This window comes from Nocardiopsis sp. iso_25, assembly GCF_056173305.1.
On sequence record NZ_CM149667.1, the window covers coordinates 1,184,015 to 1,206,716 of the forward strand.

General features: G+C 73.0%; 19 protein-coding genes. 15 read left to right on the top strand and 4 right to left on the bottom strand.

From position 1 onward, the window contains the following. Positions 1–67: 67 nt before the first annotated feature. Positions 68–1,747 carry a glycosyl hydrolase family 18 protein gene (locus AC0VX6_RS05370; protein ID WP_274976457.1) on the bottom strand — a complete coding sequence of 560 codons (1,680 nt, stop codon included), beginning with the start codon at positions 1,745–1,747 and terminating at the stop codon, positions 68–70. A 705-nt stretch (positions 1,748–2,452) separates the two neighbouring features. On the opposite strand from AC0VX6_RS05370, the gene AC0VX6_RS05375 reads away from it, so the two are divergent. The 7 genes from AC0VX6_RS05375 to AC0VX6_RS05405 all read left to right on the top strand — a co-directional run bounded on the left by AC0VX6_RS05375 (position 2,453) and on the right by AC0VX6_RS05405 (position 9,434). Then, positions 2,453–2,974, top strand: coding sequence for a MarR family winged helix-turn-helix transcriptional regulator (locus AC0VX6_RS05375; protein WP_026115238.1), 522 nt, complete (start codon positions 2,453–2,455; stop codon positions 2,972–2,974). A 71-nt stretch (positions 2,975–3,045) separates the two neighbouring features. After that, positions 3,046–4,773 (top strand): acyl-CoA mutase large subunit family protein, encoded by a 1,728-nt coding sequence (locus tag AC0VX6_RS05380; RefSeq protein ID WP_475467543.1) that lies wholly within the window; start codon positions 3,046–3,048, stop codon positions 4,771–4,773. A 180-nt stretch (positions 4,774–4,953) separates the two neighbouring features. Beyond that, positions 4,954–5,916, top strand: coding sequence for a tetratricopeptide repeat protein (locus AC0VX6_RS05385; protein ID WP_274976459.1), 963 nt, complete (start codon positions 4,954–4,956; stop codon positions 5,914–5,916). Positions 5,917–6,047: 131 nt separating this feature from the next. Then, positions 6,048–6,776 (top strand): cytidylate kinase-like family protein, encoded by a 729-nt coding sequence (locus AC0VX6_RS05390; protein ID WP_274976460.1) that lies wholly within the window; start codon positions 6,048–6,050, stop codon positions 6,774–6,776. 313 nt (positions 6,777–7,089) lie between these two features. Continuing rightward, a complete protein-coding gene (locus AC0VX6_RS05395) occupies positions 7,090–8,496 on the top strand; it encodes an NAD-dependent malic enzyme (protein WP_475467545.1) in 1,407 nt (468 codons plus the stop codon). Positions 8,497–8,548: 52 nt separating this feature from the next. After that, a complete protein-coding gene (locus tag AC0VX6_RS05400; RefSeq protein ID WP_475467546.1) occupies positions 8,549–9,127 on the top strand; it encodes a YqgE/AlgH family protein in 579 nt (192 codons plus the stop codon). 64 nt (positions 9,128–9,191) lie between these two features. After that, a complete protein-coding gene (locus AC0VX6_RS05405) occupies positions 9,192–9,434 on the top strand; it encodes a DUF3039 domain-containing protein (RefSeq protein ID WP_019611444.1) in 243 nt (80 codons plus the stop codon). 207 nt (positions 9,435–9,641) lie between these two features. Here AC0VX6_RS05405 and AC0VX6_RS05410 read toward each other — a convergent pair whose 3' ends face one another. Next, positions 9,642–11,546 carry an HtaA domain-containing protein gene (locus AC0VX6_RS05410; RefSeq protein ID WP_475467548.1) on the bottom strand — a complete coding sequence of 635 codons (1,905 nt, stop codon included), beginning with the start codon at positions 11,544–11,546 and terminating at the stop codon, positions 9,642–9,644. Positions 11,547–11,797: 251 nt separating this feature from the next. Next, on the bottom strand, positions 11,798–13,291 hold the full coding sequence (locus tag AC0VX6_RS05415) for a cell wall protein (protein WP_475467549.1): 1,494 nt from the start codon (positions 13,289–13,291) through the stop codon (positions 11,798–11,800). A gap of 248 nt (positions 13,292–13,539) precedes the next feature. Between AC0VX6_RS05415 and AC0VX6_RS05420 the strand changes: the two genes are divergently transcribed. From AC0VX6_RS05420 to AC0VX6_RS05455, 8 genes are all read left to right on the top strand, one after another. Then, on the top strand, positions 13,540–14,667 hold the full coding sequence (locus AC0VX6_RS05420) for a heme/hemin ABC transporter substrate-binding protein (RefSeq protein ID WP_475467551.1): 1,128 nt from the start codon (positions 13,540–13,542) through the stop codon (positions 14,665–14,667). Then, positions 14,664–15,884 (top strand): FecCD family ABC transporter permease, encoded by a 1,221-nt coding sequence (locus AC0VX6_RS05425; RefSeq protein ID WP_475467553.1) that lies wholly within the window; start codon positions 14,664–14,666, stop codon positions 15,882–15,884. The genes AC0VX6_RS05420 and AC0VX6_RS05425 overlap by 4 nt, the downstream gene beginning before the upstream one ends. Beyond that, positions 15,881–16,762 carry a heme ABC transporter ATP-binding protein gene (locus tag AC0VX6_RS05430; protein ID WP_475467555.1) on the top strand — a complete coding sequence of 294 codons (882 nt, stop codon included), beginning with the start codon at positions 15,881–15,883 and terminating at the stop codon, positions 16,760–16,762. The genes AC0VX6_RS05425 and AC0VX6_RS05430 overlap by 4 nt, the downstream gene beginning before the upstream one ends. A gap of 41 nt (positions 16,763–16,803) precedes the next feature. Beyond that, a complete protein-coding gene (locus AC0VX6_RS05435; protein ID WP_274976468.1) occupies positions 16,804–17,613 on the top strand; it encodes a class E sortase in 810 nt (269 codons plus the stop codon). Positions 17,614–17,622: 9 nt separating this feature from the next. Further along, positions 17,623–17,853 (top strand): hypothetical protein, encoded by a 231-nt coding sequence (locus AC0VX6_RS05440; protein ID WP_274976469.1) that lies wholly within the window; start codon positions 17,623–17,625, stop codon positions 17,851–17,853. A gap of 158 nt (positions 17,854–18,011) precedes the next feature. Further along, the gene (locus tag AC0VX6_RS05445; RefSeq protein WP_475467557.1) at positions 18,012–19,736 is read left to right on the top strand and encodes a DEAD/DEAH box helicase; all 1,725 of its coding nucleotides are present in this window, start codon (positions 18,012–18,014) and stop codon (positions 19,734–19,736) included. 135 nt (positions 19,737–19,871) lie between these two features. Continuing rightward, on the top strand, positions 19,872–20,858 hold the full coding sequence (locus tag AC0VX6_RS05450; RefSeq protein WP_274978058.1) for a zinc metalloprotease: 987 nt from the start codon (positions 19,872–19,874) through the stop codon (positions 20,856–20,858). A gap of 88 nt (positions 20,859–20,946) precedes the next feature. Then, positions 20,947–21,954, top strand: coding sequence for a tryptophan--tRNA ligase (locus AC0VX6_RS05455; protein ID WP_274976471.1), 1,008 nt, complete (start codon positions 20,947–20,949; stop codon positions 21,952–21,954). A 55-nt stretch (positions 21,955–22,009) separates the two neighbouring features. Here the strand turns inward: AC0VX6_RS05455 and AC0VX6_RS05460 are convergent, their stop codons facing one another. Further along, positions 22,010–22,579, bottom strand: coding sequence for a nicotinamidase (locus AC0VX6_RS05460; RefSeq protein ID WP_212641270.1), 570 nt, complete (start codon positions 22,577–22,579; stop codon positions 22,010–22,012). Positions 22,580–22,702 lie beyond the last annotated feature (123 nt).

Consider the following 22,702-nt stretch of genomic DNA (forward strand, 5'->3'; position numbering starts at 1 on the left):
CACGGAGCCCGTCCCCGCCGCAACCGCGCCCCCGGAGGGCGCGCGGTCGCGGCGGGGCGGACGGTTCCTAGTCGCTCAGCGCCGTGTCGATGGCGGCCATGAGGCTGCCCTCGGCGTCGTCGCCGTCGATGGACCAGACCATGACCCCGCCGAGGCCGTTGTCCTGGGCCCAGTCGGTCTTCTGCGTCATGGCGGTCTCGTCGTCGTAGTTCCAGAGAGTGCTGCCGTCGTAGATCCAGGCGGTACCGGCCTCGTCGTTGCGGAAGAGCTCGAACTCGCCGGACGCGACCTTCTCCTCAAGGACCTTCCAGTCCTCGGTGCCCGCCGCGTACGTCCCCTGCGCGGGGCCCGTCGCGGTCTGGAAGAGGCCGTCGCCGTCGGGGCCGGGCTCCACGCCCGTCCACCCCTGTCCGTAGAACGGCACGCCCAGGACGAGCTTGCCGGGGTCCACGCCCCGGTCCAGGTAGGCCTGGACGATGAGTTCGGTGGAGATCACCGGCTGGGGGTCGCGGGTGTCCACGACCAGGTTGGACTGGTGGTTGGTCGTGCTCTCCCAGGTGCCGTGGTAGTCGTAGCCCTGCACCGTGACGAAGTCGAAGTCGGTCATGAGCTCGTCCAGCTCGTACCCGGCGTCCAGGCGCCAGCCTCCCGCGGGCATGAACGCGGTCAGCTCGTAGTGGCGGTCGGTCTCCTCGCCGAGCGCGTCCAGCTGGTCGCGGAACTCCTGCACCAGGGCGGTGAAGTTCTCCTTGTCCTCGGGCCGGACGGTGTTGTGCGGGTGGCCGTCGGAGCCGGGCCACTCCCAGTCCAGGTCGATGCCGTCGAAGACCCCGTAGGCGGCGCCCTCGCCGCCCGCGCCGTCGACCTCGGGCAGGTCGCCCCGCAGGTACAGGTCGACGCAGGAGCTGACCAGCCTTTCGCGGGACTCCTCGGTCAGGGCCGCGTCGGAGAAGTACCGGGACCACTCCCAGCCGCCGAGGGAGATGTTGACCTTGAGGTCGGGGTACATCTCCTTGAGCTCGCGCAGCTGGTTGAAGTTGCCGCGCAGCTCCTGGCCGGGGTCGTCGGCGGTTCCGTCGACGCTCTCCGCGGCGGGCACGGGGTGCGCGTAGTCGGCGACGGCGCCCTCCTGGCTGGCCCCCTCGTCCGTGGCGCACACGCCCTCGGCGGTGACGTTGCCGAACGCGTAGTTGATGTGCGTGAGCTTCTCCGCGCTGCCGCTGTCGACCAGGTCGCGGACGTGGTAGCCGCGTTCCCCGGCGCTCCACTGGGTGTAGTAGGCGACGCTGTAGCTGTCGTGGGAGGGGCCGCTTCCGTCGTCCCCGGCGCAGGGGGAGCCGTTGACCAGGCAGTCCACAAGGTCGGTGGCGCCGTCGGAGTGCAGTCCGTTGAAGCCGAACGAGTAGCTGCCGCCCGCCGGGACGCTGGCGCCCCAGTGCGGCGGGGTGATCGTGTATCCGCCGGGGGTGCCCGCGAGGGTGGCGTTCCACAACTCGTGGATGCGGCTGCCGTCGGGGAGCGAGAACTCGACGGCCCAGTCGTCGACGGGGGCGTCCGAGGCGTTGTGGACGGTGATCTGGCCGGTGTAGCCGGTGTTCCACCGGGCCGACTCCGTGTAGGTGACCGTCAGGTCGGCGGGGGCGGTCTCCTCGGCGGCCGCGGCCGGGACCGCGGTCGCCGCGAGCGGGGCGAGCAGCACGGCGGCCGCGGCGGCCGCGAGGCGGGTACTGAAACGTCGTGCTCTCACGTCGTGGCATCTCCTGGTGCGGGGGCGGGGGCGGGGGCGGGGGCGGGGGTCGGGGGGACGGACGACCGTGCTCCTGGAGCGGATGACCCTGCTCCCAAAGCGCGTGGACCCTGCTCTCGGAGCGTGTGGGATGGGCTGCGGTCGTGTGCGGGGGATCGCGGGGAGAGCCGCGGTCCGTCAGCGGGGTTCGGCGGCCTCCCTGGGGGTGGTCCACGGGCCAAGTGAGGACAGGTCGTCACCTTGAGCCTCTGACGTGGGGGGATAAATTTTTAGGAAACTTAACTAATAATTCCGCGCTCCGTCAAGACCCGGTGGGGACTCTCCGCTCGCCCCCGCGTGCGCGGTGGCGGGCCCCACGCGCCCTTCGCCGGAAGACCGGCGGATTTGCCGAGTTGGCGGGGTGGACCAGTTCCGGGCGCGGAACCTGTCCCTTTGTGGCCACGGAAAAGTCTTGTCTTCTTTCCTGTCCGCTGTTATGGGCTCTGTGTGGTTCTTGCTCCGGGCCCCCTCCCGGCCCCGTGAACCCCCCATGTCACGCCCGCCTCGGAGCGCTGGTTCCGTCACTTCGGTTGGCCGGGGCGGACGCTCGTGCCGTGCCCGGCGCGGCGTCCGGCGGCCGGGCCGCGCGGGGAGCGGGGACGGGCCCCCTTCCGGTCGGGCGGGCGGGCCCTTCCCGCTGGCTAGAGTGAACCCGTGGGTAACCCGTTGAATCTCCCGTTCGACCCGATCGAGCGGGCACACGACAACTGGACGCGCAGATGGGGGCCCTCGCCCGCCATGGCGGCGGTCACCTCGGTCATGCGCGCGCAGCAGATCCTGATCGGGGAGCTGGACGGCGCCCTCAAACCGTTCGGCCTGACCTTCGCCCGCTACGAGGCGCTCGTCCTGCTCACCTTCAGCGGTTCCGGCTCGCTGCCCCTGGGCAAGATCGGTGAGCGCCTCATGGTGCACCCGACCAGCGTCACCAACACCATCGACCGGCTGGAGGGGCAGGGCTTCGTGCGCCGCCTCCCCAACCCGAGCGACGGTCGCGGCGTGCTGGCCGAGATCACCGACGCCGGGCGCCGGGTCACCGAGGAGGCGACCGGGGCACTGCTGTCCATGGACTTCGGCCTGGGCTGCTACTCCGACGAGGAGCTGTGGCGCATGCACGAGATGTTCACCCGGCTCAGGGTGGACTTCGGTGACTTCCCCGAGCCCGTCGCGGAGGCCGCCGAGGGCCGCTGACCGCCCGCCGCGCCCCGGCGCCGCGGGCTTCCTCCCTGTACATCATTAGTTGGACGTCCTACTATCTCGGTATGGCGAACACCACGAGCGGTCCCAGCGGCGGCGGGGCCCAGGAGATCGAGGCCGGACGCGAGCGCTGGCAGCGCCGCTACGACTCGGCGCGCACGCGCGACGCCGACTTCACCTCCCTGTCCGGGCGCACCCTGGAACCCATCTACGGCCCCCGTCCCGGCGCCGAGGTCCCCGGTTTCGAGCGCATCGGCTGGCCGGGGGAGTACCCCTACACCCGCGGCCTCCACGCCACCGGCTACCGGGGACGGGCGTGGACCATCCGCCAGTTCGCCGGGTTCGGCAACGCGCGCCAGACCAACGAGCGCTACAAGATGATCCTGGCCTCGGGCGGGGGCGGGCTCTCGGTCGCCTTCGACATGCCCACCCTCATGGGCCACGACTCCGACTCCCCCCACGCGCTGGGCGAGGTCGGCCACTGCGGCGTGGCCATCGACTCCGTCGCCGACATGGACCTGCTCTTCGACGGGATCCCGCTCGGCGAGACCACCACCTCCATGACCATCAGCGGTCCGGCCGTCCCGGCCTTCTGCATGTACCTGGTGGCGGCCGAGCGCCAGGGGGTGGACATCCGCACCCTCAACGGCACGCTCCAGACCGACATCTTCAAGGAGTACATCGCCCAGAAGGAGTGGCTCTACCCGCCTGAGCCGCAACTGCGGCTGATCGGCGATCTCATGGAGTACTGCGCGGCCGAAATCCCCGCGTACAAGCCGCTGTCGGTGTCGGGCTACCACATCCGCGAGGCCGGGGCCACGGCCGCCCAGGAGCTCGCCTTCACCCTCGCCGACGGCTTCGGCTACGTCGAACTCGGTCTCTCCCGCGGACTGGACGTCGACACCTTCGCGCCGGGGCTGTCCTTCTTCTTCGACGCGCACATCGACTTCTTCGAGGAGATCGCCAAGTTCCGCGCCGCCCGCCGCATCTGGGCGCGCTGGCTCCGGGACGTCTACGGCGCCAGGACCGAGAAGGCGCAGTGGCTGCGGTTCCACACCCAGACCGCCGGGGTCTCCCTGACCGCCCAGCAGCCCTACAACAACGTCGTGCGCACCGCCGTGGAGGCGCTCTCGGCGGTCCTGGGCGGTACGAACTCGCTGCACACCAACGCCCTGGACGAGACCCTGGCGCTGCCGACCGAGCAGTCCGCCGAGATCGCCCTGCGCACTCAGCAGGTCCTCATGGAGGAGACCGGGATCGTCAACGTCGCCGACCCGCTCGGCGGTTCCTGGTACCTGGAGTCGCTCACCGACGAACTGGAGGCGGAGGCGGAGCGGATCTTCGCGCACGTCCTGCGCATGGGCGGGGGCGAGGGCGTCGAGCACGCGATCGGCCCGATGACCTCCGGCATCCTCGCCGGGATCGAGAACGGCTACTTCAGCGCCGAGATCGCCGAGTCCGCCTTCCAGTACCAGCAGGCACTGGAGAAGGGCGACAAGAGGATCGTGGGCGTCAACTGCCACACCAACACCGTCTCCGGTGAACTGGACATCCTCCGGATCAGCCACGAGGTCGAGCACGAGCAGAAGCGCGCGCTCGCCGAGCGCCGCGCCGCCCGCGACGGCGCCGCCGTGGACCGGGCCCTGGCCGCCCTGCTGGCGGGCGTGCGCTCGGACGGGGGCAACCTCATCCCGCTGATCATGGACGCGGCCCGCGCCGAGGCCACGCTCGGCGAGATCTGCGCGACCATGGGGGAGGAGTTCGGGACCTACACCGAGGACCCGCGCTTCTGATCCGGGTGGGGCGGCCCGGAGCGTGGTCCCTGACACGCCTCCCCGGGACGCCCGGGCGGTGTCCCCGGCCTCCCCGCCCGCGGACGCCCCGCGACGCGGGGAACCGGAACCCGCGCGCGTCCGCACGGACTCGTCCACAGGCGGTCCACGTCCTGCCCGCGCATACGGCAGGATGGAGGCATGCAGCCTTCGGACTTTTCACCGAACAGTGCCGTGGACCTCGGCGCGCGCAAGGCGGCCATGGAACGCGAGGCCAAACAGCGCGCGGCGGAGTCGGCGGGTCGATCCAACCCCTACGCCGTCAACGTCGACGAGGCCACCTTCCAGGCCCAGGTCCTGGAGCGGTCGATGTCGACCCCGGTCGTGCTGGCCGTCCTCGCGGGCTGGTCCGAGCAGTCCAAGCAGGTCGAGGACGCCCTGGACAGGATCTCCGCGGCCTCCGGCGGCACCTGGTTCCTGGCCAAGGTCGACAGCGAGGCCAGCCCGCAGCTGGTCCAGGCCCTGCGGGTGCCCACCACCCCGATGATCGTCGTGGTGATCCAGGGCCAGCTCCTGCCCGGACCGGCGGGCCCGGCCACCGAGGAGCAGCTCACCGCCTGGCTGGTCGAGGCGTTCGCCGCCCTCAAGGAACAGGGCGCGCTGCCCCCGGGCCACCCCGGCACCATCACCGGTGAGCCCGGCGCCGAGGGTGCGCAGGGCGCGCAGGCGGCCCAGCCCGAGGAGCCCCAGGGCCGTCCCGTGGACGTCGAGGCCCAGGAGGCCCTGGACCGCGGCGACTTCGAGGCCGCCGCGGCCGTCTACGCCAAGGCCGTGGAGGCCGACCCCGGCGACACCGAGTCCAGGGCCAAGCTCGCCCAGGTCCGGCTGGTCGGCCGCCTCCAGGAAGTGGACGCGGGCGCCGCCCTCCAGGCCGCGGCCGACCGGCCCGAGGACGTCGCCGCCCAGGCCACCGCGGCCGACGTCGAGATGTACGGCGGCAGGTTCGAGGACGCCTTCGGCCGCCTCGTCGACACGGTCAGGCGCACCGCCGACGAGGACCGCGACAGGGCGCGCACCCACCTGCTCGGCCTGTTCGAGCTGCTGCCCCCGGGCGACCCGCGGGTCAACGCCGCCCGCCGCAAGCTCACCTCCGCGCTGTTCTAGGGACCGTGGTCGGCGGGAGAGCCGCCGACCACGGCTCTCCCGCCGGCCACGGGACATAACCCGCGCACAGCGGGTACAACCCGGTCAGGAGACGGGCTCACGGCCCGTCGCGGAACTGGCAGGTTTACCCCATGGCGACCGACGACACCCCCGACAGACGCGGCGAACCCCTGGTCACGATCTCGGCCACCTACGGCGCGGGAGGCAGCGCGGTGGGCCCCGCCGTCGCGGCCCGGCTCGGCGTGGCCTTCCTCGACCGGGCCGTGCCCAGCGCGGTGGCCGCCCGTATCGGCTGCTCGCTCGACGAGGCGCTCCAACGCGACGACCGCGCCCCCGGCAGGCTCGAACGCCTGCTCTCCAGCGCCGCGCGCCTGCCCACCGTCACCCTCGGCAGCGTGGACACCGCCCTCATCGGCAGCACCGACGAGGAGGGCCGCCTCCTCTACGACCACGAGTTCGTGGAGCAGACCGAACGGGTCCTGGGCGAGGTGGCCCGGCAGGGCGGCGTCGTCCTCGGCCGTGCCGGGGCCGTGGTCCTGCGCGACCGTCCCGGCGCCCTGCACGTGCGCCTGGACGGCGACCCCGACGCACGCCTGCGCCGGGCGCACAGGCTCTGGGAGTCCGGCGACCACGGCGAGTGGACGGGCGCCGACTCCGACGAGCCGCCCAACGCGCGCCTGCTCGACGACAACGACCGCGCCAGGGCGGCCTACGTGCGGCGCTTCTACCGAGCCGACCCCGCCGACCCCCACCACTACCACCTGGTGCTGGATGCGGTGTCGCTCTCGCTGGAGGCCTGCGTGGACCTCGTCGTGCGCGCCGCCCGCGACCGCGCGGCCGCCCCTCCCGAGGGCACCTGAGACGCCGCCGAGCCGCCGCGCATTGCCCGCCGCGACACCCGCGCGCTGGCGTAATTTATGCGATTTTTTACCAGCGCGGTAATTGTCACCTTGTGCTGACGGTTGGGGCTTGACTCAGGTAAGGTAAGGCGACTCGGTCACGGGTCAGCCCCCGCCCGGAACCGGGGTCCGAGTGACGGTGCGCGAGCACCGCGCCCACAGGACACACGGCACCCCCCATCCCGCGCACGCGCGCAGGCGGCGCCGTGCACCGGCGAGCGCCCCGGCGGGGCGCCCCGGACGCACCACACCAGCCAGAGCCAAGGAGCAACACGTGGCCACCCTTCCCAGCGTTTCCTACTCCATCACCGTCCGCCTCGAACTGGACGCTGGGGGCAGTGCGGTCGGCAGTCTCACCAACGCCGTCGAGCAGGTGGGCGGCATGATCACCGCGCTGGACGTGGCCGCCGCCGGACACGAGCGCATCCGTATCGACGTCACCTGCGCCGCCCGCGACACCGAGCACGCCCAGGCCATCGTCGACGCCCTGGGTGCCGTCGAGGGCGTGGTCGTGCACAAGGTCAGCGACCGCACCTTCCTCATGCACCTGGGCGGCAAGATCGAGATGAAGTCCAAGGTGCCGCTGCGCAACCGCGACGAGCTCTCCATGGCCTACACCCCCGGCGTCGCCCGCGTCTCCCAGGCCATCGCCGCCAACAAGGACGACGCCCGGCGCCTGACCATCAAGCGCAACAGCGTCGCCGTGGTCACCGACGGCTCCGCGGTCCTGGGCCTGGGCAACATCGGCCCCGAGGCCGCCATGCCCGTCATGGAGGGCAAGGCCGCCCTGTTCAAACGCTTCGCCGACATCGACGCCTGGCCCATCGCCCTGGACACCCAGGACGTGGACGAGATCGTGCGCACCGTGCAGGTGCTGGCCCCCGGGTTCGGCGGCATCAACCTGGAGGACATCTCCGCCCCTCGCTGCTTCGAGGTCGAGGCCCGCCTGCGCGAGCTGCTCGACATCCCCGTCTTCCACGACGACCAGCACGGCACCGCCATCGTCGTGCTCGCCGCCCTGCGCAACGCCCTGCGCGTGGTGGGCAAGAAGCTCGGCGAGGTCCGCATCGCCATGTCCGGCGCGGGCGCTGCCGGAACCGCCATCCTCAAGCTGCTCATGCACGCCGGGGTGCGCGACGTCATCGTCAGCGACGTGCACGGCGCCGTGCACGCCGGGCGCGAAGACCTGGACGCCAACCTGCGGTGGATCGCCGAGCACACCAACCCCGAGGGCTACAGCGGCGACCTGCGCGGCGCCGTGGCCGGGGCGGACGTCTTCATCGGCGTCTCGGCCCCCAACCTCCTCGACGGCGACGACATCGCCGAGATGAACGAGGACGCCATCATCTTCGCGCTGGCCAACCCCGACCCCGAGGTCGACCCGGACGTGGCCCACCTGCACGCCTCCGTCGTGGCCACCGGCCGCAGCGACTACCCCAACCAGATCAACAACGTGCTGGTCTTCCCCGGCTTCTTCCGCGGTCTGCTGGACGCCCAGAGCCACGACGTCACCTCGGACATGATGGTCGCCGCGGCGGAGGCCCTGGCCGACGTCGTCACCGAGGACGAGCTGGGCCCCAACTACATCATCCCCAGCGTGTTCCACTCCGACCTGTCCACCCACGTGGCCACGGCCGTGCGCGAGGTCGCCCAGCGCGGACAGGCGGCCGCACAGGCATAACGGCCCGGAAACACCGGCGGTCCGCCCGTCGTTCCGGGGTAGGTGGGAGGGCATGGACCAGCCGATGACCGGGCGCCTCCTGGTGGCCGCCCCCATGCTCCAGGAGGACTCCTTCCGCCGCTCGGTGGTGTTCGTCGTGGACGACGCCGCCGACGGCACCCTCGGGGTGATCCTCAACCGCCCCCTGGGTATGGCCGTGGACGAGGTCGTCACCGGCTGGGGCGCCTACGCCAGCGAACCGGCGGTGGTGTTCTCCGGGGGTCCCGTGGGCCTGGACTCCGGCATCGCCCTGGGGGAGGCCGGTTCCGGAGAGCCCCCTCCCGGCTGGTCCCCGCTGGAGGGCCTGGACCCGGAGCTGGGCCTGGACGGGATCGGCGTGGTCGACCTCGACGGCCCCGCCCGGGTGCTCGGCGGCGCGCTCGGCGCGTTCCGCGTCTTCGCAGGTTACGCGGGGTGGAACTCGGGCCAGCTGGCCGGGGAGGTCGAGGAGGGGGCCTGGTACGTCGTCGACGCGGTCGCCGACGACGTCTTCACCACCGCGCCCGAGGGGCTGTGGTCGCGGGTGCTGCGCCGCCAGGGCGGGGACATGGCGCTCCTGTCCACCTTCCCCGACGACCCCACCATGAACTGAGCAGCCGGGGCTGGGCGCGGCACCCTATACCGTGGAACGCAGACGTCGAAAGGTGTGAGGCACGATGGCGATGGACATCCTCAACAAGGTCCTCCCGGACAGCGAGACCAAACCGGACATCTCCCACGACGGCGGGGACCGGGAGCGGTTCGCCCACTACGTGCAGAAGGACAAGATCACCGCGAGCGCCGTGACCGGCGACCCCGTGATCGCCCTGTGCGGCAAGGTGTGGGTGCCCAACCGCGACCCCAAGAAGTTCCCCGTGTGCCCCGAGTGCAAGAAGGTCTACGAGGAGATGATGAAGTAGCCCTCCCGCCCGGACGGCCGACGCCCCCCGGGGGGGAAGCGGCCGCGTGTCCGGCGCGGACCCCGCCGTGCCCGGTCACCGCGCGCGGCGGGCACGACGAAGGCCTTGACACACCGTGTGTGCCAAGGCCCTCGTGTCGCCCGGGGAGCCGACCGGTCCCGAGGCGGGGCCCGCGGACCCCGCCCCGCACGGGAACCGGTCAGGCGGCTAGGCCGCGGACTCCTCGTCCCCCTCGGGGGCGGAACCGTGCCTGCGGGCCGCGTACACCGCCGCGCCGCCCGCGCCGACGGCCACCGCGGCCGCGGTCAGCAGACCGGCCAGCGCGACACCGGTGTTGGGCAGGCCAGGAGTGCCGCCGCCGTCCCCGTCACCGGGACCGGGCGTGGGACCGCCGTCTCCGTCTCCGTCACCGCCTCCGCCCGGAACCTGGACCTCCTCGTCCACGCTCACGGTCAGCGAGACCGGGTCCAACTGCTCCCCGGCGGCGTAGAAGTCCGCGAACGCGGGCACGCCCTCGGCGGTCAGGGCCGCGGGGATCGGCTCCCAGCTCAGGACGCCCTCCTCCAGCGTGTAGTCCACACCGGTCAGGTCCAGCTCGGCCAGCGCCACGTCCTCGTAGACCGCCGTGTCCTCCCCGCTCAGCGGCTTGCTCGTCACGTCGGCGTACAGCACGCCCGCCGCGCCGTCGATCGTCACGCGCGGGTCGCTGACCGTCATGCTCAGCAGCGGGTCGGCGCCGTCGTGGACGTGGCCCTCGAAGAGCACCGTGCCCTCGAACGCGATGTCGGCGGTGGACGCGGACAGGTCCACCTCACCGCTGCCGTCGGTGAACGCGAAGGTCCCGTCCTCGTTCTGGCCGGCGCCGTCGCTCGGGGTGATCTCGCCCCGGGCGATGTTGCCGGTGATGTAGTCGCGGAAGGACTCCTTGACGCCCCAGTCCGCGCGGCCGTTGTGGACGGTGAGCGGCCCCTCGGCGGGGTCGGTCGGCTCGTCGGTCGGGTCGGTCGGGTCCGTGGGCTTCTGGGTGGGCTCCTCCACGGCGGTGAAGGAGACCGGCGTCCACACGTCCTGGTCGCGGTTGGCGATGTCGGTGTGGTCGTTGAACACCGCCACGTAGCACTGCGTCCGCGCGCAGTCGTGGACGGTGCCGTCCGCCTCGTAGGAGCCGGTCACCTGGAGTTCGGTGCTGAAGGAACCGTCCTCGCCGGGGGCGTCGGCCCCGCGCAGCCACACCGCGCCGGTGTGGTGGGCCGGGTAGGAGTCGGCGGACTGCGGGGCGGCGGTCAGGGCCGCGTAGACGCCCTGGCCGGGGCGGAAGCCCGTGCCCTCGACGGTGACGGTGTCGCCAGCGGGGTCCAGGTCGCTGGCCGGGGCCACCGTGACGCGCGGGTCGTGCACCGGCTCACCGGGGCCGCCCGGGTCGGTGACGTCGTCGATCCCGGCGGTGAAGGAGAGCGGGTCCATCGGGGCGCCCGCGGCGTAGAAGCCCGCGAACGGCTCCACCGCGTCGGCGTGCAGCGCGCCCGCCGTGGAGGTGAAGGTGATCTCCTCGCCCTCCACGGCCACCTCGGCGCCGGTCAGCTCGGTGACCGCGACCTCGCCGTACTCGACCAGGTCGCCCGGGGGCAGGTTGGGGTTGGCCCCGCCGAACTCGCGGCTGGTGACCTCGGCGAAGACCGTGGCGGTGTCGCCCTCGAACACCACCCGGGGGTCGGAGACGCGCACCTCCAGAACGGGGCCCTGACCGTAGTCGTGGCCGGTGAAGACGACCGTCCCGGAGAAGCTCACGTCACCGGAGGCGTCCTCCTTGGAGACCGTGCCCCCGGCGGTGGGGAAGTCGACGGTGCCGTCGGCCAGGAGGGTCGCCCCGTCGGAGGCCTCGTAGCCGCCGTGCGCGATCGGGCTGCCCACGTAGTTGCGGAAGGACTCCTTCACGCCCCAGGAGGCGGAGCCCCCGGCGAGGGGGAGCACCTCATCGGCCGAGGCGGCCGGGGCGGCGGCCACGGCGAACGTGCCGCCCAGGGCGGCCGCGCCCGCGTAGGCGCTGAGGAGGCGCAGCGCCCGGCGGAGTCCGCCCGGTGCCGTGCTCCCTCGGGTCGGGGTGGTGGTCATCGTCGGTCCAATCAGTGAGGGGGATGGTGAGGGTGGGTTCCCGGCGACTGCCGGGACCTGTGGTGCGGCGGACCCCTGCGGAGCGGGTGCGGTGGGGTGTGCCTGGGGTGCGGGGGGTGGGTGGGGCGCCGCGGCGGCGTGCCGAACGGGGGTTCGGCACGGGCGCCGCGGGTTCCCGCCGTGCCCGCCGGGGGACGGGCGGGCACGGCGGTCTGGGGGCCGGAACCCCGTACGGAGGACCGGCCGCGGGTTCAGTCCGTGTCCGCGGGGGCTCCCCGGGTTCGGCGGCGGGTGGCGACCAGTGCCGCCGCGCCGGTCAGGACGGCCACAGCGGCGGCCAGGACCAGGCCGTACAGAGCGCCGCCGGTGCGGGGCAGGGGGCCGGAACCGCTGCCCGGGCCCCCGCCGCCCGCGGCGTCACCGCTACCGCCCGATCCGCCGCCGGACCCGCTGTCTCCCGAGCCCCTGGAGCCCCCGGAGTCTCCTGAGCCGCCGGAGTCCCCTCCGTTCCCGGAGCCGCCGCCGAAGGAGACGGGGACGAACACGTCCTGGCCGCGGTCGCTGGAGCGGGTGTGGTCGTTGCGCGTGACCACCGCGCACTCGGTTCCGGGGTCGGCGCAGTCGGTGTTCTCGTCGCTGGCCCTGACCCTCAGTTCGACGCTGAACCCGCCGTCGGCGCCGCCGCCCGTGTAGGGGACGGCCAGCCCCTCCCCGTAGGGCGGCGGGTTGCTGGAGACCCAGACCGAGGCGCCGCTCGACCCCTCCATGTCCACGCCGCCGATGCAGGGGCTGGGCGCCTGGTCGGGACCGGCGCCGCTGGTGTCGCACAAGGCCACGTAGATCCCCTTGGCAGTGTCGTACCCGGAGCCGGTGACCGTGACGGTCTCGCCCGCGGGGTCGAGTCCGCTGGTCTTGGAGACGCTCAGGGTCGGGTCGCCCGGCTCACGGGGCACGGGGGCCGCGGGTGCGGCGGGCACGGCGGCCTGCGGCCGGCTCTGCGGGCCGGTGCGGGGCCCGGTCCGCGGCGCGGGGGCCGAGAAGGCCACCGGGACCTTGCCCACGACCGCGTCGGGGGCCGGTGCCGAGGGCAGGGCCACCGGGGCGCTCCTGCCCGGTCCGGCGAGGACCTCCGCAGCTCCGGGGGAGGCGTCCCCGTCCCGGGCGCCGTCGGCCGCACCCGCCGGGTGGGCGTCGGTCGCGCCGGTCGTCTCCGCCGGGGCGCGGTCCTCCCGGGGGGACTCCGTGCCCGCGTCGGGCCCCGGAGCCGGGGGAGCGCCCCCGGCGGGGTCCTCGCCGTCCGGCTCGGTGCCGCTCTCCACCAGGCGCACCTCGAAGGGGGCGTCGGAGGCGTCCAGGCCGGCGTCGGCGGCGAACCCGGTGCCGGTGCCCAGGCTGAGGCTGAAGGTGCCGCGCTCGTCGACCTCGACGGTCACCGCGTTCGCGGTGTCGGCGACCGGTTCGCCCTCCGCCTCCGGGACGGCCCAGGTGGCGGCCTCCAGCAGGGAACCGGGCTCGTGGCCGATCCCGGAGACGGTGACGGTGTCGCCCCCGGGGTCCAGGCCCCGGGTCCGGTCCACGGTGGTGACGCGTGGACGGACGGGTTCCTGGTCGGGGGAGGGGCCGGGCACGGGCTGGGCGAGCGCCGCCGCCGGGGCGGACAGCACCAGCGCGGCGGTGACGGCCAGGGGCGGGACGAGCCCGCGGCGCCGCCCGTTCCTCGGGCGGAGGGATAGCGCTGCTTGCATCGGGGGCCTTCGCGTTCGTGCGGGTTCGGTCGGGGTCCACCACCCGCGTGAGGGAAACTTCGGTGAGGTTATGCTTGCCTTGGCGAAGTGAGCCTTACCTAACCTGAAGTTCGCGCCGGAACAGTTGAACACCGAACCATCGGGCTTGTCAAGATGATGACGAGGTGTCATAAAAAGCGTTGACGCATCCCGCTCTCCCGGCGACAGCGCCCGTGCCCCCGGCACACGGAACCCCGAAAGCGACCGCCATGCCCCACACCGTCCCCCGACCCCTCCCGCGCGAACGCTCCCGTCCCACCGCCCCGCGCGTCCGCCCCACAGCTCCCCGCGCCCTCGCCGCCGCCTGCGCGCTCGTGCTCGCCCTGGCCGGGTGCACCGGCGTCGCCCCCGCAAACGGGGACCCCGCCGCCTCCGGCGACGCGCCCGGTATCCCCGACCTCGCCGAGAACCGCCTCCAGATCCTGGAGGAACCCGCGGAGCCCCGACTGCCCGTGACCGTCGACTCGGTGGTCCTGGACCCCTACCGCACCAGCTCCGACCCCCTGGAGTACGAGCGGGTCGAGGTCACCGACACCAGCCGAGTCCTCCCGCTCACCGGCAGCCTCGCCGAGATCGTCTTCACCCTGGGCCTGGGCGACAACGTCGTCGGCCGCGACGTCGGCGCCACCTTCGAGGAGGCCGCCCACCTGCCCACGGTCAGCGAGGCGCACGAGGTCTCCGCCGAGAGCGTGCTGTCCCTGGAGCCCACGGTGGTCCTCGCCGACACCCAGACCGGACCGCCCGAGGCCATCGAGCAGATCCAGAACTCCGGCGTCCCCGTCGTCATCGTGGAGGAGGCCTGGTCCATCGACGAGATGTACCCGCGCTTCGAGCGCGTGGCCGAGGCCCTCGGCGTCCCGGCCGCCGGCACGGCCCTGGCCGAACGCACGCGCGAGCAGATGGCCGAGGTCCGCGCCGACTCCACCGCGGTCAGCGGCGATCCCCTCGTCGCCTTCCTCTACCTGCGCGGCACCGCCGGGGTCTACCTCCTGGGCGGACCCGGCTCGGGCGCCGACGCCATGCTGACCGAGCTCGGCGCCCGCGACGCCGGGGTCGAGATGGGCCTGACCACACCCTTCACCCCCATCACCACCGAGGCCCTCATCGCCGCCCAGCCCGACGTGCTCCTGGTGATGACCAAGGGGCTGGAGTCGGTCGGCGGGATCGAGGGGCTCGTCCAGATCCCCGGCGTCGCCCAGACCCCGGCCGGAGCCGCGCGCGCCGTCGTCGACTTCGAGGACGGCGTCCTGCTCAACTTCGGCCCCCGCACCCCGCAGGTCGTCGCGGCCCTCGCCGACGAACTCGCCGCCGTCAGCGCGGGGGAGGTGGGACGGTGACCGCTCCCGGCAGGCCCGCGGACGACGGCACGCCCTCCCCCGGGCCGGGCGGAACCAGTGCCTCCGAACCCGCTCCTCCCGCAGCACCGTCAGGCGCATCGTTCACCCGGGCCACCCCGCAGGCCCCTTCCGGAGCAGCCGCCGCCACGACCGCACCGGCCGCCCCGCGGAACCGGCGCGCCCTGCGCCGTCTGCGCGCCGTGCTCCTGTTCGCCTCGCTCGCCGGCGGCCTCGTCGTGGTCGGGATCGTCGCCGCCGGGGCCGGGGCCTACCCCATCCCGCCCGGCCAGGTCGCCGGCTCGCTCCTGCACGCCCTCGGCCTGGAGGCGGGCACCCTGCCCGACCGGATCGGCCACACCGTCCTGTGGGACGTGCGCCTGCCCCGCGTCGTCCTGGCCGTCATGGTCGGCGCCGCCCTGGGCGCGGCGGGCGCCATGATGCAGGGCGTCTTCGGCAACCCCCTGGCCGAACCCGGCGTCATCGGCGTCTCCTCCGGTGCGGCCGTCGGCGCGATCGCCGTCATCTTCACCGGCCTGACCGTCCTCGGCCACTGGACGATCATCGCCTCCTCCTTCGTGTTCGGCCTGGCCACCACCCTGTTCGTGTACGTGTTCGCGCGCTCGCGCGGACGCACCGAGGTCGTCACCCTGCTGCTCACCGGGATCGCCGTCAACGCGATCGCGGGTGCGGCCATCGGCCTGATGACCAACTTCTCCCAGGACGCCGAGATCCAGACCATCACCTTCTGGCAGCTCGGCAGCGTCTCCACCGCCACCTGGGCCAAGGTCGTCGCCATCGCCCCGTGCCTGCTGCTCGGCCTGTCCGCCATCCCCTTCCACGCGCGCCGCCTGGACCTGCTCGCCCTCGGGGAGGGGCCCGCCCGCCACCTGGGCGTGGACGTGGAGCGCACCCGCCTGGTCCTGATCTGCGCCATGGCCCTGCTCACCTCGGCCGCCGTCGCCTTCGCCGGGATCGTCTCCTTCGTGGGCCTGGTCGTTCCGCACATCATCCGCATGGTCACCGGGCCCGGGCACCGGGTCCTGCTGCCCGCCAGCGCCCTGGGCGGCGGCCTGCTCCTGCTCGCCGCCGACCTGCTCGCCCGCACCGTCGCGGCCCCCGCCGAGATCCCCCTGGGCGTGGTCACCGCGGCCCTGGGCGGGCCGTTCTTCTTCTACCTGCTGTACCGCACCCGTGCCCGGCAAGGAGGCTGGTCGTGAGCGCCCTCGTCCGACTGCGGCGGCGGGTCGTCGCCGCCGCCTCCCCGCTGTACGGGCCGCCCGCTCGCCCCGTCCCCGTCCCGCACGGAGAGGAGATCCTCCGGGCCGAGGGCATCACCGTCCGCCGGGGCGGCCGCGCCCTGCTCGACGGGGTCGACCTCACCGTGCGGGCCGGGGAGCTGCTGGCCCTGGTCGGGCCCAACGGGGCGGGCAAGTCCACACTGCTCGCCGCCCTGTCGGGGGACGTCACCGGGGCGCCCGGCCGGGGGGAGGCCGATGCCGGGACCGTCCGCGTCCACGGCCGCCCGCTCACCGACTGGACGCCCCCCGAACTGGCGCTGCGCCGCGCGGTCCTGCCCCAGGAGGCGTCGGTCAGCTTCCCGTTCCCCGTCGCCGACATCGTGTCCATGGGCCGTGCCCCCTGGGCGGGGCTGGCCGCCGCGGCCGAGGACGAAGTCCTCACCGCCGCCGCGATGGAGAGCACGGGCGTGTCCGACCTGGCCGAACGGCGCTTCCCCACCCTCTCGGGGGGCGAACGCGCGCGGGTGATGCTCGCCCGCGTCCTGGCCCAGGACACCCAGCTGCTCCTGCTGGACGAGCCGACCGCAGCCCTGGACATCCGGCACCAGGAACTCGTACTGGATCTGGCTTCCCAACTCGCGGAGCTCGGCGGTGCGGTTATCGTGGTCCTGCACGATTTGGGGCTTGCGGCAGCCTACGCCCATCGTGTGGCGATACTCTCCCGAGGGCGGGTCGCCGCTCAGGGCTCCCCCGCCGACGTGTTCACCGCGTCGCTGCTCAGCTCCGTCTACCAGCACGAGGTCGAAGTCCTACCGCACCCGCGTACCGGAGTCCCGCTGGTCGTCCCCCTCAGATAGGGGACGGGTGCACACGGAAGCGTCCACAGGAGTAGGTCGTATTGGTGTCCACAACTGAACGGCAGTTCCACGAGGGTTCCCCCCGGCCCGGACGCGGGGAGGGGCGTGGACGTCGGGCCTCCGGCGGCCGACGGCGCCGCCGCCCCAAGCCCAGGGCCACCCCCGGCGACGTCGTGCGCGGCATCGTCCGGTTCTTCGGCGAGATCATGCTGACCGCCGGTCTGCTCATGCTCTTCTACGCCGGATACGAGGTGTACGGCTCCCAGTGGGAGACCGACCGCGAACAGCAGGACCTGGCCCAGGGGCTGGAGGAGGCCTGGTCCGCCGAACAGGCGGCCGCGCAGGCCGGTCCGGACTCCGAGCCCCTGCCGGGCAGCGCCGACAGCCGCCTGTACGTGCCGAGCCTCGACCTGGACTGGGTGGTGGTCAACGGCACCACGCAGGACGACATCCGCTACAGCCCGGGCCACTACACCGAGTACCCCAGCGCCCCCGGCGGCGAGGGCAACTACGCCGTGGCCGCCCACCGCACCCCCGGCCTGTTCTGGGACCTGGACCTGCTCCGGAACGGCGACGTCATGGTGCTGGAGGACGGGGAGAACTTCTACACCTACGAGGTCTTCCGCGACGAGACGGTCCTGCCCACCGACGTGTGGGTGATCGAGCCGGACCCGTTCGACGACGCCACCGACGAGGAGCCGGGCAGGTCCCTGCTCACCCTCACCACGTGCGCGCCCAAGCTGAACAACACGCACCGCCTCATCGTCTGGGCGGAGCTGGTGGAGACCACGCCCAAGTCCGAGGGGATGCCCGACTCGATCGCGCACATGGCTCCCCAGGCCAGCGAGTAAGGAACGCGAATGTACGGTCTGATCTGGCGTGTCCTGCCCGGTCCGTGGGTCTCCAAGCTCATCCTGGCGCTCGGACTGGTGGTGGGCGCCGCCCTGCTGCTGTGGTTCTTCGCCTTCCCGGCGATCTCGCCGCACATGCCCTTCAACGACGGCGCCGTCGACGTGGAGGGCTCCCAGACCGGGAGCGGCGCGGAGCCCGGGGGCGGCGGGGAAGCGGGGACGGACGGGGCGTCCGGGTAGTCCGGGACGTGTGTGGACGACGGGGCGACCGGCGGGAACCGGCGGCCTTCCGGGCGGCCGGGACACGCCGTGTGCGCGGCGCCACTGGCCTGCCTCCCGGAACGGTCCACGGTGCCCGCTAACCTCGTGGGGGTGATTAACGGGGGACGGTTCGCAGCATGACGGTGACGCAGACCACGACGGAGGACCGGCTCAGAGGCCTCCGCGCATGGCAGCGGGAGGCGTTCGAGGAGTACTTCCGCCGGGAACCGCGGGACTTCCTCGCCGTGGCAACCCCCGGTGCGGGCAAGACCACCTTCGCCCTCACCCTGGCCAGCGAACTCCTCCAGCGGCACACGGTGCGCGCCATCACCATCGTGTGCCCCACCGACCACCTCAAGAAGCAGTGGGCCGAGGCGGCCGCCCGGTTCGGCATCGCCATCGACCCCGACTTCCGCAACGGGCAGGGCGCCCTGGGCCGCCAGTACGTCGGCGTGGCCGTCACCTACGCCCAGGTCGCCGCCCACCCGATGCTGCACCGCAACCGGACCGAGGCGCGCAAGACCCTCGTCATCTTCGACGAGGTGCACCACGCCGGGGACGCCCTGTCCTGGGGCGACGCGGCCCGCGAGGCCTTCGACCCGGCGGGGCGCCGCCTCTCCCTGACCGGAACCCCGTTCCGGTCCGACATCAACCCCATCCCCTTCGTCGACTACGTCCAGGACGGCGCCGGGGTCCGCCGCTGCTCCTGGGACTACAGCTACGGGTACGGGCCCGCCCTGTCCGACGGGGTCGTGCGCCCCGTCATCTTCATGGCCTACTCCGGCGAGATGCGCTGGCGCACCCGCGCGGGCGACGAGCTCGCCGCCAGGCTGGGCGAACCCCTCACCCAGGACGCGCTCTCCCAGGCGTGGCGGGCCGCCCTGGACCCCAAGGGCGACTGGATCAAGCGGGTGCTCCAGGCCGCCGACCGCCGCCTGACCGAGGTCCGCAAGACCCACCCCGACGCGGGGGCCCTGGTCATCGCCAGCGACCACGAGAACGCCCGCGCCTACTCGCGCATCCTGCGCCAGATCACCGGCAAGGGCGCCACGGTCATCCTGTCCGACGACCCCGGGGCCTCCAAGAAGATCTCCCGGTTCGCCGCGGGCGACGACCGCTGGATGGTCGCGGTGCGCATGGTCTCCGAGGGAGTGGACGTACCCCGGCTGATGGTGGGCGTGTACGCCACCTCCACCAGCACGGCGCTGTTCTTCGCCCAGGCCATCGGCCGTTTCGTGCGCGTGCGCCAGCGCGGCGAGGTCGCCTCGGTCTTCCTGCCCTCCGTGCCCACCCTGCTGGAGTACGCGGGCGAGATGGAGCGCGAGCGCGACCACGTGCTCGACCGGACCCCGGGGGAGGGCGACGAGTACCCGGAGGAGGACCTGCTCCGGGAGGCCAACAAGAAGCGGGACACCCCCGACGCCGGGGAGGAACTGCCCTTCGAGACCATGGAGTCGGCGGCGGAGTTCGACCGCGCCCTCTACGACGGGGCCGAGTACGGCGGCGCTCCGGGCTCCACGGAGGAGGAGGACTTCCTGGGCCTGCCCGGTCTGCTCGACCCGCAGCAGGTCTCCCAGCTCCTGCGCAAGCGCAAGGCCGACCTCAAGGCGAGCGAGGTCAAGGCCCGCAAGGTGGAGGAGCCCGCCGAGGAGGACGGGCCCACCCACCAGGTCCTGGCCGACCTGCGCCGCGAGCTGAGCGGCCTCGTGGGCGCCTGGCACCACCGCACCGGCAAGCCGCACGGGGTGATCCACAACGAGCTGCGCCGCGCCTGCGGCGGGCCGCCCGTCGCGCAGGCCACCCCGGCGCAGATCCGCGAGCGGATCGCCAAGATCCGCGTCTGGGCCGTCGGCGGGCGGTAGACCACCCGAAACGGGCAAACACTTCGCAAGCTCGCGCATGTCCCATAAGCCCTTCGTGTCCGCTTCATTACCTTGTGTGAGATGAGTGGACACAGCCCTCGCGGCGGCTCAGCCGCGCTCTGCACCGGACTTCTGATGTGCGGGTTCGCCCTGGCCGGAATGGTCACGGTCACGGCGCCCGGCACCGTAGCGACCGACTCCCCGCGCGCCCAGTCGGCGCAGGGGGAGTCCGAACCGCTGGAGCCCTGCCTGCCAGGCGCCGCCAGGGTCACCGACCCGGACGCGGCCGGTCGGCCCACCGGCGGCAGCGAGGTGACGCCGCGTCAGGCGGCCCTGTACGAACAGCAGCTCCAGGAGGCACTCGTGCCCCTGCGGGGGCAGGAGCTCCAGCCGCCCCACACCGTCCCGGTCGTGGTGCACGTCATCTCCGCCGAGGACGGCCGCGGCGAGGTCAGCGACGAACGCGTCCAAAGGCAGATCGACGTCCTCAACGCCGCCTACGGCGGCGACACCGCCGCGGACCCGGCCCAGGCCGCCGAGGCGGCCCGCCGGGCGGGGGGCGCGGGCGCCGCCGCACCCATCGACACCGGCTTCCGCTTCGAGCTCAGCGAGGTCACCCGCACCACCAACGACGAGTGGTTCACCAGCTTCGCCGAACACCGCGACACCGTCCACGCCGAACTGCGCCGGGGTGACGCGGAGACCCTCAACATCTACACCTCGAACCTGGGCACCGGCCTGCTCGGCTACTCCTCCTTCCCCCAGGACTACGAGGACGCGCCCGAACAGGACGGCGTGGTGATCTCCCACGACACCCTGCCCGGCGGCGACCGCGACCGGTTCAACCTCGGCCACACCGGTACCCACGAGGTGGGCCACTGGCTCGGGCTCTTCCACACCTTCCAGAACGGCTGCTCCTCGCCAGGCGACTACGTGGACGACACCGCCTACGAGCGCGAGGCCGCCTCCGGCTGCCCCGAGGGCCGCGACACCTGCCCCGAGCAGGAGGGCGAGGACCCCGTCACCAACTTCATGAACTACAGCGACGACGCCTGCATGACCCACTTCACCGAGGGCCAGGCCGCGCGCATGGTCGAGCACTGGGCGGCCTTCCGCGCCTGACGCGGCGGCGGTCCCGGGCGCGGGCCGCCTCCCGCCGGGCGCGTGGCCGGGGCCGTGCGCGGGCCCGGCCGCCGCTAGGCTTGGCCCCATGGCAGCGAACACGTACCTGACCGGGATCAAGCCCACCGGCGACTTCCACCTGGGCAACTACATCGGCGCGATCAAGCCCGCCCTGAGCGCGGCCACGGCCTACGACACCTACTACTTCATCGCCGACTACCACGCGCTCAACACCATCAAGGACGCCGACGAGCTCCGCCACAGCATCCGGTCAGGCGCTGCCACCTGGCTCGCGTGCGGGCTCGACCCCGAGCGGACGATCGTCTACCAGCAGTCCCGGGTGCCCGAGACCTTCGAGCTCACCACCGTCCTGAGCGCCCTGACCCCCAAGGGCCTCATGAACCGCGCGCACGCCTACAAGGCCGCCCGCGACCGCAACAACGAGGCCGGGATCACCGACCTGGACGCCGGGATCAACATGGGGCTGTACAACTACCCCATCCTCATGGCCGCCGACATCCTCGTCATGGAGGGCACCCACGTCCCCGTGGGCCGCGACCAGTCCCAGCACATCGAGTACACCGCCGACATCGCCGGGTACTTCAACCACCGCTTCGGCGGGGCCTACAGCTTCCCCGTCCCCAAGGGCGTCATCGACGACAGCGACGCGAGCATCCTGCCCGGCGTCGACGGCCGCAAGATGAGCAAGTCCTACGACAACCACATCCCGCTCTTCCTGCCGGAGAACAAGCTCAAGAAGGCCGTGCGCCGCATCCCCACCGACTCCACGCCGGTCGAGGATCCCAAGGACCCCGACAGCTCGGTGCCCTTCCAGCTGCTCACGCACTTCGCCGACGCCCAGAAGGTCTCCGAGGTGCGCAAGCGCCTGGAGGCGGGCGGCATGGGCTGGGGCGACCTCAAGAACGAGCTGTTCGAGGCGATCAACGCCGAGCTGGGCCCCAAGCGGGAGCGCTACGAGGAGCTGATGGCCGACCCGTCCCGGATCGACGCCGTCCTGGCTGCCGGGTCCGAGCGCGCCCGCGAGCGCGCCCGCGCCACCCTGGAGCGCGTGCGCGCCGCCGTCGGCGTCGTCTGACACGCGGGGGCGGCGTCGCGCGCCGCCGCCCCTGCCCTCTGCCCCGGACGGGGCCTCAGCCGACCAGCGGCTCGCCCTCCAGCTCCACGCCCGCCTCGCGCAGCCGCTCCAGCGCCGCGTCCACGGTCGGGCGCGACACCCCGGCGGTCAGACCGAGCAGCACCCGCGTGCGCAGACCCTCGGCCACCGCGTCCAGGGCGGTCGCCTTCACGCAGTGGTCCATGGCGATGCCCACCACGTCCACCTCGTCCACGCCGCGCTCGCGCAGCCACGAACCCAGCGTGACCCCGCCCTCCCCGGTCACGCCCTCGAAACCGCTGTAGGCGGCCGTGTAGTGCCCCTTGTCGAAGACCTCCTCGGCCAGCGAGGCGTCGAAGCCGGGGTGGAACTCCACCCCGGGCGTGCCCGCCTCGCAGTGGCGCGGCCAGCTGTCCACGAAGTCGGGCTCCTCCGAGAAGTGCTTCCCCGGGTCGATGTGGAAGTCGCGCGTGGCCACCACGTGGTCGTAGTCGCTCGCACGGGCGTACTCGGTGACGGCGGCCGCGGTGCTGGCCCCGCCCGCCACCCCCAGGTTCCCTCCCTCACAGAAGTCCTTCTGCACGTCCACCACGATGAGCGCCCTCACAGCGGCACCCCTTTCCTTGTCGTCGGATCCGCCCTGGTCCGTGCACCACCGCCGGTCCGACCCGCGCCGACCCCCGTGTCGGAGGTCACCCGGACGGCCGTCCGCCGGTGCGCGGGCCCTCAC